Origin of the sequence: Caldicellulosiruptor morganii, from assembly GCF_026810225.1 — a bacterium.
Classification (GTDB): Bacteria; Bacillota; Thermoanaerobacteria; order Caldicellulosiruptorales; family Caldicellulosiruptoraceae; genus Caldicellulosiruptor; species Caldicellulosiruptor morganii.
Map to the genome: position 1 here is coordinate 1,512,478 of NZ_CP113865.1, position 15,853 is coordinate 1,528,330.

At 30.6% G+C, this 15,853-nt stretch carries 18 protein-coding genes and 1 pseudogene; 3 read left to right on the forward strand and 16 right to left on the reverse strand.

The genetic code is table 11. The features are described 5' to 3' along the window. Positions 1 to 33 precede the first annotated feature (33 nt). Positions 34 to 381: a hypothetical protein gene (locus tag OTK00_RS07475; RefSeq protein WP_045169711.1), complete on the reverse strand. Its 348-nt coding sequence runs from the start codon at positions 379 to 381 to the stop codon at positions 34 to 36. A gap of 311 nt (positions 382 to 692) precedes the next feature. Here OTK00_RS07475 and OTK00_RS07480 point away from each other — a divergent pair, with 311 nt between their 5' ends. From OTK00_RS07480 to OTK00_RS07490, 3 genes are all read left to right on the forward strand, one after another. Then, entirely contained in the window at positions 693 to 944 is a 252-nt protein-coding gene (locus tag OTK00_RS07480; protein ID WP_045169713.1) for a hypothetical protein, read from the forward strand. A gap of 96 nt (positions 945 to 1,040) precedes the next feature. Beyond that, positions 1,041 to 1,301 carry a DUF4160 domain-containing protein gene (locus OTK00_RS07485; RefSeq protein WP_045169714.1) on the forward strand — a complete coding sequence of 87 codons (261 nt, stop codon included), beginning with the start codon at positions 1,041 to 1,043 and terminating at the stop codon, positions 1,299 to 1,301. Between the two features lie 30 nt (positions 1,302 to 1,331). Further along, entirely contained in the window at positions 1,332 to 1,673 is a 342-nt protein-coding gene (locus tag OTK00_RS07490) for a DUF2442 domain-containing protein (RefSeq protein ID WP_045169715.1), read from the forward strand. A gap of 7 nt (positions 1,674 to 1,680) precedes the next feature. Here the strand turns inward: OTK00_RS07490 and OTK00_RS07495 are convergent, their stop codons facing one another. The 15 genes and pseudogenes from OTK00_RS07495 to flgL all read right to left on the reverse strand — a co-directional run bounded on the left by OTK00_RS07495 (position 1,681) and on the right by flgL (position 15,757). Then, entirely contained in the window at positions 1,681 to 2,145 is a 465-nt protein-coding gene (locus OTK00_RS07495; protein ID WP_045169716.1) for a flagellar protein FlgN, read from the reverse strand. 14 nt (positions 2,146 to 2,159) lie between these two features. Next, positions 2,160 to 2,537 (reverse strand): flagellar export chaperone FliS, encoded by a 378-nt coding sequence (fliS, locus tag OTK00_RS07500; protein ID WP_045169717.1) that lies wholly within the window; start codon positions 2,535 to 2,537, stop codon positions 2,160 to 2,162. 49 nt (positions 2,538 to 2,586) lie between these two features. After that, positions 2,587 to 4,155, reverse strand: a complete 1,569-nt coding sequence (gene fliD, locus OTK00_RS07505; protein WP_045169718.1) for a flagellar filament capping protein FliD — start codon at positions 4,153 to 4,155, stop codon at positions 2,587 to 2,589. 15 nt (positions 4,156 to 4,170) lie between these two features. Further along, entirely contained in the window at positions 4,171 to 4,569 is a 399-nt protein-coding gene (locus OTK00_RS07510; RefSeq protein ID WP_045169719.1) for a flagellar protein FlaG, read from the reverse strand. 108 nt (positions 4,570 to 4,677) lie between these two features. After that, the gene (locus OTK00_RS07515) at positions 4,678 to 4,848 is read right to left on the reverse strand and encodes a hypothetical protein (protein WP_268760748.1); all 171 of its coding nucleotides are present in this window, start codon (positions 4,846 to 4,848) and stop codon (positions 4,678 to 4,680) included. 184 nt (positions 4,849 to 5,032) lie between these two features. Further along, entirely contained in the window at positions 5,033 to 5,257 is a 225-nt protein-coding gene (locus OTK00_RS07520; RefSeq protein ID WP_045169720.1) for a hypothetical protein, read from the reverse strand. After that, the gene (locus tag OTK00_RS07525; RefSeq protein ID WP_157841023.1) at positions 5,211 to 5,672 is read right to left on the reverse strand and encodes a hypothetical protein; all 462 of its coding nucleotides are present in this window, start codon (positions 5,670 to 5,672) and stop codon (positions 5,211 to 5,213) included. The genes OTK00_RS07520 and OTK00_RS07525 overlap by 47 nt, the downstream gene beginning before the upstream one ends. A 385-nt stretch (positions 5,673 to 6,057) precedes the next feature. Then, the gene (locus OTK00_RS07530; protein ID WP_268760750.1) at positions 6,058 to 6,183 is read right to left on the reverse strand and encodes a hypothetical protein; all 126 of its coding nucleotides are present in this window, start codon (positions 6,181 to 6,183) and stop codon (positions 6,058 to 6,060) included. A 248-nt stretch (positions 6,184 to 6,431) separates the two neighbouring features. Then, entirely contained in the window at positions 6,432 to 6,971 is a 540-nt protein-coding gene (locus OTK00_RS07535; RefSeq protein WP_157841024.1) for a hypothetical protein, read from the reverse strand. A gap of 156 nt (positions 6,972 to 7,127) precedes the next feature. Then, complete coding sequence (locus tag OTK00_RS07540; protein WP_045169721.1) at positions 7,128 to 7,964, reverse strand: hypothetical protein; 837 nt, start codon at positions 7,962 to 7,964, stop codon at positions 7,128 to 7,130. Positions 7,965 to 8,080: 116 nt separating this feature from the next. Continuing rightward, positions 8,081 to 8,668, reverse strand: a pseudogene (locus tag OTK00_RS07545) (transposase); the annotation flags it as partial. A gap of 36 nt (positions 8,669 to 8,704) precedes the next feature. Continuing rightward, entirely contained in the window at positions 8,705 to 9,280 is a 576-nt protein-coding gene (locus OTK00_RS07550) for a hypothetical protein (RefSeq protein ID WP_045169722.1), read from the reverse strand. 267 nt (positions 9,281 to 9,547) lie between these two features. After that, positions 9,548 to 12,100 carry a glycosyltransferase gene (locus OTK00_RS07555; RefSeq protein WP_052670910.1) on the reverse strand — a complete coding sequence of 851 codons (2,553 nt, stop codon included), beginning with the start codon at positions 12,098 to 12,100 and terminating at the stop codon, positions 9,548 to 9,550. A gap of 39 nt (positions 12,101 to 12,139) precedes the next feature. Next, the gene (locus tag OTK00_RS07560) at positions 12,140 to 14,437 is read right to left on the reverse strand and encodes a TPR domain-containing glycosyltransferase (RefSeq protein WP_157841025.1); all 2,298 of its coding nucleotides are present in this window, start codon (positions 14,435 to 14,437) and stop codon (positions 12,140 to 12,142) included. A 102-nt stretch (positions 14,438 to 14,539) separates the two neighbouring features. Continuing rightward, positions 14,540 to 15,757 carry a flagellar hook-associated protein FlgL gene (gene flgL, locus OTK00_RS07565; protein ID WP_045169724.1) on the reverse strand — a complete coding sequence of 406 codons (1,218 nt, stop codon included), beginning with the start codon at positions 15,755 to 15,757 and terminating at the stop codon, positions 14,540 to 14,542. Between the last annotated feature and the right edge of the window lie 96 nt (positions 15,758 to 15,853).

Genomic DNA, 15,853 nt, shown 5'->3' on the forward strand with positions numbered 1-15,853 from the left:
AAGACAATATATTTGATATCAAACCAGCTAATCTTATTGCTGTTCTTTACTGTCTTCCAAAATGATATTATTCCTTGCCAAACAATATATTATGCTTGCACTTAATACCATTAATTCCAAATAACTTTTAGCTATCTTACTTCCATTCTCCTGCCCGCCTAAAACTAAATACACTTCAGCAGTATCCTTAATATTTTTGTAGCTTTCATTACACTTTTCTAAAAGTGTATCTAAAGGTTCACCTATAACAGATGTCGTAAAAGTAACCTTCTCTTTATAACCATTTTTTGTATACCTTCTACTACCAAAACTACGTGTCCATACAAATATTAACAATACAGCCCTCACTATACCTACAACTGCCCCAACTAATATATTCAATACTGTTCATGGTCATCTAATACTGTACAAGACTGCCCAAGCTTAGATGGCTGGGATATTTATAGTCCGCTCTTTACAAAGAGTGCCGTTCCCACAATCTATTTATACAAAGTTACAACAAAATTTTAATTATAATTTTAAATTCTTTGTTTAAATTGCCTTCTCCCAAACTTCAAAAATAATCTCAAAAATTTTTAATTTTTTGTATAGTTTTTTTGACTTTTTTTTTTCTTCTTTTTCGTGTATAATATGTGTAAGAACTTTAATATCTTTGTATATACATACAGAAAAAAGTAAGGAGGGGTAAAAATATGTCAGAATGTCCCAATTTAAAAACATGTCCTTTCTTTAATGACAAAATGAGTAACATGCCTGCGATAGCTAACATTTACAAGAGACGCTACTGTTTAGGAGAAGGAGTAGGTAATGAAGGCTGTGCAAGATGGATAGTCTATTCAAAGTTAGGCAAAGAATATATACCAGCCGATCTTTTCCCTAATCAAATAGAAAGAGCTGAACAAATTTTAAAATCATCAGGTGGAGAGATAAATAGGACAAGTTAAGTTTGTACAGTTAAGCTTTATATTACTGTGTAAAATTTATAGTATAATTTTCTTAATGAAATAAATTGGCTGGATATACTGAGGTTAAATATAGAAATGCCGGAAATATCCCTCTTTTATGATATAAGAATTACAATGTATTATGATGATTATAACCCCCCTCATTTTCACGCAACATATGCTGGATTTGAAGCAGAAATCGATATTTTAAATGCAAGGGTTATAAGAGGATTTCTGCCAAAAAGACAGCTAAAACTTGTACTGGCCTGGGCAGAAATTCACAAAGATGAGCTTATGCAAAACTGGGAACTTGCAGAAGACCACAAGCCACTGATGAGAATTAATCCATTGATGTAAGGCAACAGCTTACGAGGTGATTGGAGCATGATGGAATATTACCCTGAGGTTGTTCAGGTTATACCGACAGAAGATTATAAAGTTTACGTTTACTTTGATGATGGCAGCATAAAACTTTTTGATGCATCAAGCCTTCTTGAAAAGGGCGAATTTCAAAGACTTAAAGACAAAAAGTTTTTCATGGAAAGATGCACAGTGTTAAATGGCACACTTGCATGGGATGTGAGCGGCAACTATGATGAAACAACCTGTCTTGATTTAGACCCTCTTGTTTTGTATCAGACCTGCCCTGAGGTGGAAGAACCAACATGGCTTTTTGAAAAGATTGAAAACGAATTTAACCAAAAGAATAACAAAGAAGGGGCTTTTTAGAAAGCCCCTATTCTTTCCTGTCAAAGCCGGATGGAAACTGGCTCTGTTTGTACTGTGAGTAGTCCTTCAGAGCCTCTTTTTTGTACCTCATGCTCTTTATTGTCTTTTTCAGCTCATCAAATTTTGATCGAATCAGAACATTATTTTTCTCATCAATGTCCTTTATAACCTGAAGTTTTTGCAAAATAGATGAGGTGAGGCTTTTTAGTAAAACACCTGTCTCTTTGTCTATGTCAGTTATCTCATCAAAGCTTTTGATATTCTTTGCCTTTTTTATCCCTTCAAATTCCTTTATAAACTCATCATCAATGGAATTTATCCTTTCAATTAGCTTTGCTTTTTTATCAACAACTTCACCCAGTTCATCAAAATTGTCATTTAAAATATACTCCTGCTGAAGATTGGTAAGCTGCAAAAATTGGTCCACAAGCTTTTCCTTTTCCTCAAGAAGATTTATCAATTTTTCATACATAAACCCCAACCCTTTTATTTGTTTTTCTGCTGTCTGGCAATCTTGATTGCCTCAGCCCAGGTGTTTCGCATCTCCTCAACAATTTCAAGTGCTTCCTGCAGATATTTTTTGTCTTTTTTAAGATTTGCCTGAATAAGCCACCTGTATACAAAGTCATACAGGCTCATGAGATTTTTAGAAATCTCATAGCTCATATCAAGTGTTGACATAAGCTCTGTAATTATATTCTCTGCCTTGATTATGTTCTCATTTGCCCTGTCAAGCTTTTTCTCATCAATTGCCTGCATGGCAAGCTTTATAAACCTTATACACCCATCATAAAGCATAAGCGTCAGTTCCTCGGGCGGCTTTGTCATTATAATCTGTTCCTGATATCTTGCTGCTGCATCCATTGTACTTTCCTCCCTGCTCAGTAATTTTCTGATTTTATTTTACTTCTTATTATCTTCCACTGAACTGCTGAGAAAGCCATGAACTTTGAGTGTTCATCTGGGCAATCAATCTCTCAAGCTGTGTAAACTGCCTGTAGTATCTATCTTCAATTCTCTTTAGTCTATCCTGCTCAGCATTCATCTGGTCTATAATTGTCCTCAGCTGTTTTCCTATTGAACTATTTGGATCATATGAACCTGTAAAATATGGCTTTCCTGCTTTGTTGTATATCTTCTTAAGAGTATCATTTGCAATATTGTAAAGGCGCTGCAAAATCCCATCATCTTCATTGGAATTAGAATCAGAACCGGTTAAGGTAAAGAGTTTCACAAATGCATCAAAATTGTTTGCTATTGCATCTTTCAGCTTGCTCTCATCTTTTATATAAATCTTCCCTTCTTTGCTTTCAAAATAGCTAAAAGTCTCTATTCCCGCCTCTGAAATTGTATCAAGATTTGCTGGAAGCCCGGGAACCTGCTTGTAAAGGTAATATCTGACGTTGTCTAAAAAGCCAGATAAGATTGAATCACCATATAGAAGCCCTTTTTTTGCAGCATCTTCCCACTTTTGAATATCAGTGTCTTTCATCTGAGCTTTTTGCTCATCTGTCAGAGGCAAATAATCTCTGTTTCGTTTTTCTGTTATTTTACTGTAAATCTTGCTGACAAGGTCGTTGTATTTGTTTATAAATTCTTTGATATTGTTAACAACAGCATCCACATCTTTTGAGATGGAAAATGACTTATACTCATCTGCTGTAATTTTGTTCAGTGTAATGCTCATCCCATATACGTTTATTGTATTTGTTGCCGACCGAATAGGTGATTCGTTATTAAAGCTATCTTTAATAAACACTTTTGCATCTGTTCCGACTCCACTTGCAACCTCATTATCATCGCTTTTGTTCAAATCTCTCATAGTAAAGCTAATATTGCTACCCGTCTTCTGTGAAGCTATTATAAGCTTGTGCAGTGTTGAATCATAATAGGCTCTCAAACTCCCATCGCTGCTGAAAGCTGAATTTATTGCTTTTGCCAAATTTGCCCCAAATGTATCTACACTATCTGAAGGATTCCAGGTAAGTGTTATAGTCTTTGTTACAGTTGAACTGCCAACTGTCAAATCAATCTGCAAAGAAACATTATTATTTGAATCTCTAACAATACCATTAAGTGTAGTATCACTAACAACTGCATTTGCAGGAGTAGCAAGCTGTTCAACTTTTATTTGATAATTCCCCTCTAAGACATTTGCCGAGCCCACAACACCAATATACCCACTGTCAACAGCTTCACCGCTTGTTTTGTATTTTACAAAATTGCTCGAAAGTTTTAGATTAAATACATAATCTTTAAAGCTGGAAATTGCACTTGCCATGTCCATATAATCCTGACGCTGCCACTCAAGTAGCTGCTTTTGCTGATAGAGCTTATTGTACTTTGTCTTTTCAATGCTCATCAAACCCTGTATGATAGAGTCGGTATCAAGTCCGCTTGCAAGCCCGCCAATTCTGGTGTAATACTTATATGTCGAATAAGGATTTGTCGAAGCTGTAGAACCTGTTGAATTGACATTCATACCCTTTCACCACCTTTACTTTCGCTCATCAACAAATATGCCCGCAAGCTCCCACAACTTTGCAATTATGTCCAAAATCTTCTCTGGTGGAATTTCACGAATAAGCTCATTTGTCTCTTTGTCATATACCTTCACAACTATTTCATGTGTCTCTTTGTGTATTGAAAACTCAAGCCTTGTATACTTTGCCTCAAAAGCTTTATTTGCCTGATTTATCATCTTTATGAGAGTGTCTTCATCTATTTCTTTTTTGCTGTTTTTATTCTCTAATTTATCATAAACCTCATCTTTATTTATACTCTTTTCTTCCTGAAGGTTAGCCTCAATGTTCTCAGGCTTAACTTTACTTTCTTGAATTCTTGGCACTGCATTTGATATATCAATGGTCTTGACTCCAATTCCATCAACAACCATTTTCAAGTTCCCTCTCTTTAGAGTATTTCTCTATATATTATCGGTGGGAAAAAGAAAAAAGTTTAATAAGTAAACTGGGACAAAACACAATTTTAATTGTTTACAATCTCAAAAACAAGAATTGTCACGAATTTTTAATAAATTTTCTCGACCATAAAATTCCAATAAATTTAAACCTTCTACTCGATCAAACTTTTTAATTTGGTTTTTTAATCTCTCAATACTTGCCATTGTAACGCAACCAACAACAGCTTTGAGATTTGCCTCCTGAAGTTTCATTGCTAAAAAAGCTAAAAACTTGATAACTTCTTCATCAAATAAATCAGGTCCAACTTTTGTTTCATAGAATTCACCACATATACCATTCCACGCTGCAATATCAACCGTCTTTCTCTCCTCAGTTGATATTAGTTCTCCTTTTATCTTAACACCACATCCTTGTGAAACTATTTAACCCGGGATGTTATATTTTTTCTTTTTTCTCTTTTGTAGCTTCAAATCTTAGTGCAACATACATATTGCCATTTTTATTATCAGCAACTTCACTCCAACTTTTTACTTCGATCAAAAATGGAATATCTTTAATTTTACTTGCTTCTATTTCTTTTAATTTTTCTGCCTTTAACCTTATTAACTCAGTCTTAACAAGCTGAATTGGATGAAAAATAATATTCTCCCAATTTATCATTTACTTCACTCCCATAAATTGTTTTATAATATAAATAAAAACCTGCATTTGAACTGCAGGTTTTTACAATACTATCTTTGTTGATTTTTTCAAATTCAAATACATCAGGCAAATCAAATACCAGTTCAGATTTTAAATTAAAATCAAATTTCTCCGAAAGTCTATCAATTACACTTTTTGATATTCCATAAAGCCAGTCAATTACTTCAACAAAATCACCACTTTTATATGCATCTTCCAAATAGAAAATATAATAATCAATTACCGCTTCAAAATTATCTATAAACTCTCCATATGCCTCAACCAAATCTATTAAATTTAAAATATAGTCCTTACCTTTTTCCTCAAACCATTCCCTTAATAATTTCTTCTCTTCCTCCGCTACTTCAGAACAACTTTGAATAAATTTAAACATTTCAAAATAAATCTTCAAGAACTCAATAAGTTTGAAAAAATTTGGGTTTTTGTCCTGTGAAAAATTCTTTAATCGATAAATTATTTCATTAAAAGCATTAAAATTTGCTCTCATAATTTTCACCTTCTAAATCAAATATATAATTAATTATGACACAACGCTCTTTTAATTATATGCATAAAAATATAAAAAGGTCAACCAAAATTTTATTAATGCCACATACCAAGTTTATATTAAATTATAACTTCTTTTTTAATTGTATACAAAAAAGATTTTCCTTAAACCTATTATTTACCTTATGAAAAAGCTTAAAAAACCATTCATCATTTAAGCTTAATTTTTCACTAAACAAATATTTCTGGATTTAAGCCCCATAAAATTTTAACTATGTAAAAAACAAAACTATATCCTTAATTAGTCTTTTTATTGCTTCACACAAAAGGTTTCTCATCTTCTCAAAATTATCTTTATATTCTTTCATCAAATTATCTAATTCTTCACAATAACTCATAATCATTCACCTTACCCACAACAAAAGCTTTTTTGGCTATTGAGTTGCTTGCTAAGAAGATTCCCAAACCAAATGTATCGTCTCATCTTCTTTTGTTTTTGTCCCTTCTCTTTTCCAAAACATAGTTTTCTAAAACAAAAAAGCCATTCAGTCTAAAATACCAGTAAGCAAGTTTTTCAGCGTAGTTTCTCATCTTTTTTCTCTCCTTATAAACTTATAAAAGAAAGCTTAAACTCTAATGGCAACATTTACATTTCCTCTTCACTTTCAACCGGCGGAAGTAAATTGATAAACCTTGCCAGACATAGTAATGTCATGAATAAACCGGTTATGTTTTCAAAAAATATTAAGTTTACAATAGTAGAATTTCTCCCGCCTGCAATTTGTTCTATTTCATCTGCATTGAATATTGCAACATTTAATATATTTGCGCGAATAAAATCCCAGATAGAACTATTATCAGGAAAGTTTCCGCCTATCTTCAAAAGACAAATCATCATTGCTGAATACCACAGCATGATCTCAACAAAATTATGAAGAAGCAATATAACTGTTCTCGTTACAGATTTTATCGAATATTTTTGATTATTTTTTTTGGCTCTTATTCTATCGAAAAACAAAACATTTACCTGATACACTATTATTTCAAAAACCCTCAAAACTCCATAAGTTAAAATTATCCAAAAGATAATTTTAAAACAGGAATTTATATAATATGTTGCAACTACAGCCAAAAAAGAAAAAAGTAGATTCCCCAATACCCATGCATCAACTAAAAAATAGCCCATATTTTTTGCAATCTTTCTAATCCAGTAAAATATTGAAATTTTGCTTAAGTAATAAAAAATTCTTTCCCAAAAAGTGACTATAAAGCTGTCACTAAAGTTTTTGCTCATGTGTGACACCTCAACTGTTTAACTTATAAAATCTCATCAGAGCAAATTTTATTGTTTATTTGAATTATTATTTCCATATAATAACTTATATAGACCATCTTTGAAATTAACATATATTTGATCCATATCTTTAGTTTCTTTATTTTCTCCATCCTGCGATACTTGTCCACTATTCCTCTCTTTATTTCCTACTCGCAATTGATGTAACTCGGTATAATATTTATCAATTTCTCTTATCTTTTCACTATCATCTTCATCCAACATCCAGTAAACCCTAAAACAATCCTTTAAGCGCTCAGATTCATTAATTTTTTTAACAATAAGTCCATCTTTATTCCTAAAATTACTATTCTTACAATTATTAAAAAGATTAATACCGCTTCCACTTATATTGCAAATAAATTCTCCACCTACAGCATACTTTTCACAAAGCTCAAAAGCTTTTAAATAACCTTCTCCGTAAATAAAGTTTTTATCAATACGTTCATGCTCCAATCTATTTTGATATACAAAGTTACCGTAATAAACTCCAACAGATAATAATTCTCTCTTTTCTAAAAAACTTCTGCACATATTTTTTAAACATAAAAGTAAATCTGCTAAGGCAGCTTTTAAAACATTTTTCTTTTTTGCTGGTTCATCAATATATCTATATCCTTTGCAAAAACTTACATATATAATGCCACAGTCAGATACAAAAATCCCATTTAGAGAATAACATTTTGAATAATTTGTAGGATTAAAGTTTTTCAGCTCCCGGTAGCCTATAGAATAAAAAGAACCTAAAATTTCTTTCGCTTTCTCTTCATCCTTACACAAAATCTTTTTAAAACCACTTATATCAACAAAAGCTACAAAAGTTTCTCCGTTAAAATCTTTTAACAAAATAATCCACCTCAACTTTTTATTATAACTTAAGTTGTTTAAGAAATTACTTCACCATTATTGTAACTACATAAAATTACAAAATATTACATGCGTATTTAGAAAATTGCAGTTTCTTAAGTGGAATACATTAACTCTATAAAATAATTAACCATTATCCAGTCAACGTGTCTTTTATATGTTCTAAAACCTCTTAGCCGTACTTGTTCTAAATTATATTCTCCTTTCAGCTTCCCAAATAATCTTTCAATCTTTATCCTTTGTTTATATAACCTTTGTCCTTCTTTACTTCTTAAAAATTCTATGTTTTTTGCTCTCAGAATATTTTTCACATTGTTGAAATCCTTACTATTTCTCTTATTTATTCCCGCTACAAACTTTATTCCAAGTCTATCAGCCACATCAAATCACTTTGCACAATCATAACCTGTATCTGCTAATATTACATCAGGTCCAAATATCTTAGCTTCATACAAAAGTTCTACCGCTTTACTATCATGAATATTTGCACATGTCAACCACTATACTATCGGTATGACCTTATCTTCAACTGTTGCTAGCACATGTAATTTATACCCATTGTAAAAACCTAAACTAATACATTTTCCTACTCCTGCTTCTCTATCACCCCTCGAGCTTCTCAAAGGCGTAGAATCTATAGCACAAACTTCTGTCTGGTGGTCTATTTCTCTTAAAAAAAACTTTTAACTATAAATACTTATGTAGATATACTACAAAAGTCATTCCATAATAAGTTCTTCTCCATTCGTAAACCATTTTATTAAAGGTTTTTCATTAAATTTTTCACAAACATAAAATCCAATAAACACACCATATTTATAATTCAGGCTTCCATTGCCTCTAGATGTATATTGCTTTAGCTTATATATATCCCATTCAATATCTGAAGTATTTGAGGAGTTTATTTTCTTTACTTCAACAATAAGCAAATTAAATTTATTCACCTTTCTCCTGTGAACAATTATATCTGGATATACACTAACTTCATTATGATTAGTATTAAAATTGGTTCTTTCGTTGTATTTATTATAAATATTTTCAATTACTTTCCGCCCACTTTCATGTTCTTCATTCCCATTATATTCACAATCTACGTCAAACCATTGTCCAAATAACCACTCTATGTATACAGCAAGTCGATGTGTAATTGCTCTCTCATGTAATCCCTTTTTTAATAAACACGATTCCTTTTTAAGAAATATATCAATTGCTTTATCCAAATATATTTTTAACAGTTCGGGACAATCCTCAAAAAGATTAAAAATGTCTGTCAGTGTTTTGCTGTTATTATTCATACTTAACTATTCCTCTCCTTTGTAACTTTCTATAAATTTAAATTTCTATAAATTCAATAAATTTTAAAACCACATAATTATCTCTTAGTATTCCTTTAACTTGCCACTTTTACAATCGTTAATTTTATATCTATTGTATAAAGCTGGTAATTTACAAGATAATATCTTTAGAACGAAAATAAACTAATTTTATTTTTATTAATTGTGTGTACCGTAAATATAGATAATCAATATATTTTATTCAAAAAGTTATTCCCAATAAATATTTTATTCCAATTCTTTATTAGTAAAAACTACAATGGTTCTATTGTCCCCTTGTGTTGTTTTCCATTTACCCAATATCTCATAAGGTACACCAAAATGATCAAGTAGTTCCTTTTCAGTTTTAAAATATTTTTTAACTTCCTTAATCCAACTCTGTCTGTATATTCCTGATTCTTCTGCATGTCCTGTATCAAAAATAAGATATTTACTTTTTCTTAAGAGTTTATAAAAAACTTCATCCGCCTTTTCCTTTCCATAATTGTAAAATATATGATGATAAACGCTTAAAAATAAAATTACATCAGCAGGAAATGGTAAATCATCCTTTACAATATCAAGCTGAATAAAATTATAATCATTAGGTAACATTAACTCTTCTCTAGAAGAAATATCAATTCCCAAAACATTGATTCCGTACTTAATAAAACCATAAGATAATTCACCTCGATTACACCCCACATCGATAAGTAGTTTTGGCTTAACTTTTAAAACAAATTTTTCCACTATAGATTTTTTATTTTCATCAATATAACTTTGATATTTCCCATCAAAAGCTCCTATATAATTTTGTGCAATTTGCTCCTTATAAAATTCCAAATTTTTCTCCATATATGGAGCCCAATAAGCTGGTAATAATGATATAATCTGTCCTCTTTCTTTATCCAAAAACGAGTTTTTTAATACATAAACTGGAATATTATCAAAACCCAAATACTTTGCAATAGCAACTCTATGCCGTCCACTAATAACCCAAAGTTTTATATGATCTGGAATTCTAACACTAACTGTTTTACCATTAGAAAAAGTTAAACCTTTTAAATGTCCGTCGTTTATGAAAGTAACAATTGGTTTTTTTATTAATCCATCCCGTTTAATTACATTAAACAATTGAATAAACCTGTCTATAATTATTTCAGGTTTATTTAAATAATAACCTTTCTTGTAAACATCAAGTAAAAAAGCATAATATAATGTTTTCTGATAAGGAACACCTTTATCAATAAATTCATATAAAAAATCTAACATATATCTAATATTATCGTGCAAAAGCATATCAGGTGACAGATAATTTGTTAAATAATTGTATTTTCCCAACTTATATTCCAAGTCTTCTTCATATCTTTGAACATCTACTGACATGTTTACTGAAATTGGATCAATGACAATAATATTGGTTTTACTTATAGTGATACTTTCTTTGGAATAATACATTTCTATATCTTTATTCTGCTTGTTTGATATTAATTCTTGTAACAAACCTTTAATTTTAATATTCTGTTGCTTAAGAGAGTAATTTGCCTCAATAAATGCTCTATATTTAGCAGAATCATAATCTTCAGATAATATCATTTCTACAGCCTCATCAATTGTATCCCATATTAGATACGAAGGATATATCTCTCTTGCTGCCACAAAATTATGTATCACTGGTTTTATTCCTTTTGCCATTGCTTCCATAATACTCATATTTTGAGACTCCGAAATGCTACAACATAAAACATAATTTTTATCTTCTAACCATGAATTTATATCTTTTTGCCATCCATCGAATATTACATGCTCCTCTAAACCCATTTCTTTAAGCATATATTTAAAATACATCATGTTTTCTTCATCTTGAAATTCCCCTGCAATGAATAAACGATATCTTTTATCAATTCTTCTTAATTTACTAATTATCTGCAATAACAAATTGGGAGACTTTCTATAATTTAAATAACCAACATAAGCTAAATTGAAACCTTTCTCTCTTTTCCTAAAATTGTAATCTTCCATACGAATACCATTTGGTATAACACTACTTTTATTTTTAATATTACCTTTCAATTTTGAATTTACAATATCAAAAATATGAGATGCCACAAATATTACTTTATCTATATTTTCCCATTCAACTTTAAATATATAATTTGTGAATGCTTCATACCTATGAATTCGGCATATTAACTTTTTCTCTCTCGCAAGCTCATGCCTGCTCCCATATATCACAAGCTCATCACACCACTCAAACCAACAAATATCAGCCCATTGCATACCTTCGTCAATTTGTTTAAAGTCAGTTACAATAATTTTTCGGACAAAGTATTCATCCATTAAGCCTAATATAACGTCCTCTATAAAACTATCCAAACCAGCTTTAACAAAGAAAGATATCTTAGTATCGCTAACAGACGAAGCAATATTTTCATGAACTTTTAATTTCTCTAAAACATCTTTCTTTTCTTCCTCAATCTTTGAAAACTCCAATGCTCTTTTGAAGTATCTTATTGCTGTTTGTATATCTCCTTCGGATTCAAAAACACACCCCAAATTAAAGTACAAATCAGAATATGTGGAATCTATCAATAAACCTTTCTTGAAAATTTCTTTTGCTTTATCCAACTCATTTTTCGCATAATAAATAACACCTTTAAAAGAAAGCATTTCCACATCATTTAGTACTACTTTTTCGTATTGACGGATAATCTCTAAAGCATAATCTAAATCGCCTTTTTCTATAAGGTCTTTTAACATGCTTTTTATCCTTGTTATTCTATTTAAAATCTCTTTACTCACTTTTTAATCCCACTCCTCAAGTACAAATTGAAACAATAATTAATTTAGATTCCGATACAATTTACGTTGTAAATACACTATTTTGTCTTCTATTTCTTTATCTTTTACAAAATTAAGCAACTTTCTATATTGTTCTAAAGCTTTCAAGTCATCACCCATAAGTTCATAAACATAACCCAGATTATAATTTAAATTATCATCTTCAGGATACAACTTTAAACCATTTTTTAGCAGGGAAACCGCAGATGCAAAATCTCTCTTATTTATCTTAATCATTGCTCTCAAACTATAAATATCTGGATCACTTTTTACTAATTTCTCGTATTCGTCTACCAATCTTTCCGCTTCTTCTAAAAAACCCTGGTCAACTAACCCCTTTATCTTATTTTTTACAACATTTTTATACATTTCAAATTCGGCATTAAAGAATTTAGAATCAGCCACTTTGTTAGCAGACTTTTCAATTAGTTTTTTTATACCATCTGCCATATAAGGGTATATTTCTACTGCTTTTCTAACATATTCTTTTCTCTTCTCTAAATCATGTTCTCTTATTATTAATCGCACAAATGCAAAAAATCTATCGTTATCAAAGCGAATAATTTCCGGATTTTTTTCTAAAATCTCTTCTCTGTATATTTTCTCAATATACTGAATTCCAGTATCAATATAACTATTAAAAACTCTTTCAAAAGGTATATCAATTTTCTTTTCATAGTAAACATTTAAGACCTGATGATATAACAACAATTTCTTTAAAAAAATATTAATATTTTCACCGAATTTTTCTATCTGGCTTTCAAGAGCAGTTATCCATTCTTCAATACTTTCGAAATATTTTTTTGCTAAATACTCCACAAAAACAATCCATTTGTCGTTGCTTATTTCCTCAATTATACTTAAAACCTCCAACTTCATTACTAATGAATAATATATAATATCTGCATAGTAAAAAGGTAACATATCAAAATTTTCCTTTTCAAAAAACATTTGAAGTATCTTTTTTGCATTTTCAAGCTTTCCTTCTATAAAATCGAATCTTACATTGTTCAAAGCACCATACAAACTATCATCTTTCATAAAAACTTCACTATAGCTTAAAAATAATTTTTCATTGTTTCTTTCCAAAAGATTAAATTCAATATTAGCAATAATTTTGTCAAGCCATTCGTTGCTTTCTTTTTTTAATTGTTGGTAATAAGCAAATAAATCTTCTATTTTTACATTTTCAAAGCAAATTCTAATTATAAGCTTTAAAGCTTCATCTATCACACTTTTACTTCTTACTTTACAAGCAAAAGAAAGAGCTTTATCATATTCTTCTTTCTCTTTATAAAGCTTGGCTAAAATCATATAAACCTCATCTTTTAATCCAACCGTAAACAATTCTACACTTGGATTTTTTGTAATTTTCAAATCAGAAAACTTTTCAAGCAATTTTAGATAACTAATAAAATCTTTAATTGCATAATTTTCTCTCTTTTTCATTAAATTAATTTTAGCCCGATAATAATACAAATCAATAAATTCAGGTTCTAACTTAATACCTTCATCACAAACTTCAAAAGCCTTATCTATTTCATTATTTGCTATATAACACTTTACAATATGTTGATATAAAAACAAAAAATGAACTCTAAACTCAAAAGGTATTCTTTTCTGCATAAGCTCGTAAGCTTTTTCAGCAACTTCTAAAGCTTCTTTATAATCTTTATGCATTAAGTAAGAAGCTGAAAGCTGATAAAGATAGTAAATATTTTCTGGTTCTTCTTCTAATTTCTTTTTTAAAAGAGCAGAAGTTCTTTTGAATTTTTTTTCTACCAATTCATTATCAGTAGATATATAACCATAATGAATTAACATAACATCAAGGTGTTTCACTGGACCTTTCGATTTAGGTAAGTTGTGTATAAAACCTTCATAACAAAATGTTCCATCATTTCTAAAAAGTCTTTCTGAAGCAACAATTGAGAAATTGTCATTCTCAATATCAAGTAAATTCTTTACTAAAATTGTAATTGTATTATAATCCTTACTTTCTTTACTACACAGAAAATTATATAAAATTTTTCCGTCTTCTGCTCTCAATTCTTCATCAGCATCAATTATAAATATCCACTCACCTTGAGCCTTTGATATACTAAAATTCCTTGCTGCAGAAAAATCATTTTTCCATTCATAAAAATAAACCTTTTCTGTATACCTCTTCGCAATTTCAACTGTTTTATCAGCTGAACCAGTGTCCACAATAATCAATTCAACATCTTTATTTTCTGTCAATTCTTTTAAAGAGTCTAAACATCTCGGTAAATTTTTTTCTTCATCTTTTACTATCATGCATATACTTAATAACATTCCTACCCACCTATTTCTGTATCAATTTTAAAATAAAACAAAAGGGGAGAAAACTCCCCTTTTGCTGTAACTATTTTACACGCTTTACCTTAACAACTGAAGTACTGCCTGCGGCAGCTGATTTGCTTGTGCAAGCATTGCTGTTGCAGCCTGCATTAAGATATTATTTTTTGTATAATTCATCATCTCTTTTGCCATATCAACATCTCTGATTCTTGACTCAGAAGCAGTCAAGTTTTCAGAAGCTGTTCCCAAGTTGTTGATTGTATGCTCAAGTCTATTCTGGTATGCACCAAGTCTTGAACGCTGTTCTGATACCTTTGATATAGCATTGTCCAAAACAGCTATAGCTGCGCTTGCTGCATATTTTGTGTTAACTTTTATAGTATTACCATTATTATCGATTACACCTAAGTCTATTCCTTTCATACTGTCAATTCCTATTTGCATTGTTTGCCCTGTATTCGCACCAATCTGTGTTGTAATAGCCTTTGAAGTATCTGTTTGAGCATCTTGATATGCTGTTAATGTCAATGTAATACTTTCACCTACTTTCATATTATCAATATTCTGAAGTTTTAATGTAACCGCACTTGTTGCTAAAACAGTGTCCTCAAATTCTACTATTAATGTAATACCACTTACACTCAAGTTTACTCCTACAGTTGAACCTGTACCATTTGCAATTTTATTACCGAAAGAATCGCGAATCTCAAAATTGCCATATGTGGTTCCAGTACCAATTCTTACAATTGTAATAGCACCATTTACTTTAGAGCCATTCTGAATTGCAGCTTCGGATACAACCTGTATATCATCCGATGTTAGAGAACTATTGTTATTGATACCATACGTACCATTAACAGCTGGTTTTATTCCTATCACTGTTCCGTCAAGTAGCTTTTTTGTATTAAACTCAGTTGTGTTAGCAATTCTATCAATTTCACTAACTAATTGATCTACCTCATTTTGAATAGCATTTCTGTCAGCATCGGTGTTTGTATCATTTGCTGCTTGAACTGCAAGCTCTCTCATTCTCTGTAAGATTGAGTGTACTTCATTTAGCGCACCTTCTGCCGTCTGGATAAGAGAAATTGCATCCTGCGCATTTCTCTGAGCTTGGTTCAAACCTCTTATCTGGCTTCTCATTTTTTCTGAAATTGCCAAGCCAGCTGCATCATCGCCAGCTCTGTTAATTCTCATACCAGATGAAAGTTTTTCAAGTGACTTTGCTAAAGCGTCATTGTTGATTGTTAGCCTGTTATAAGTATTTAGCGCCTGAATGTTGTTATTAATACGCATCTTACAACACCCTCCCTGAAATTAATTTTTTTGCTTCACGTCCCTGTGAAGCTTTATTTTGTTTTCAATAAAATTATCGGTAGGATGGTTTTGTGA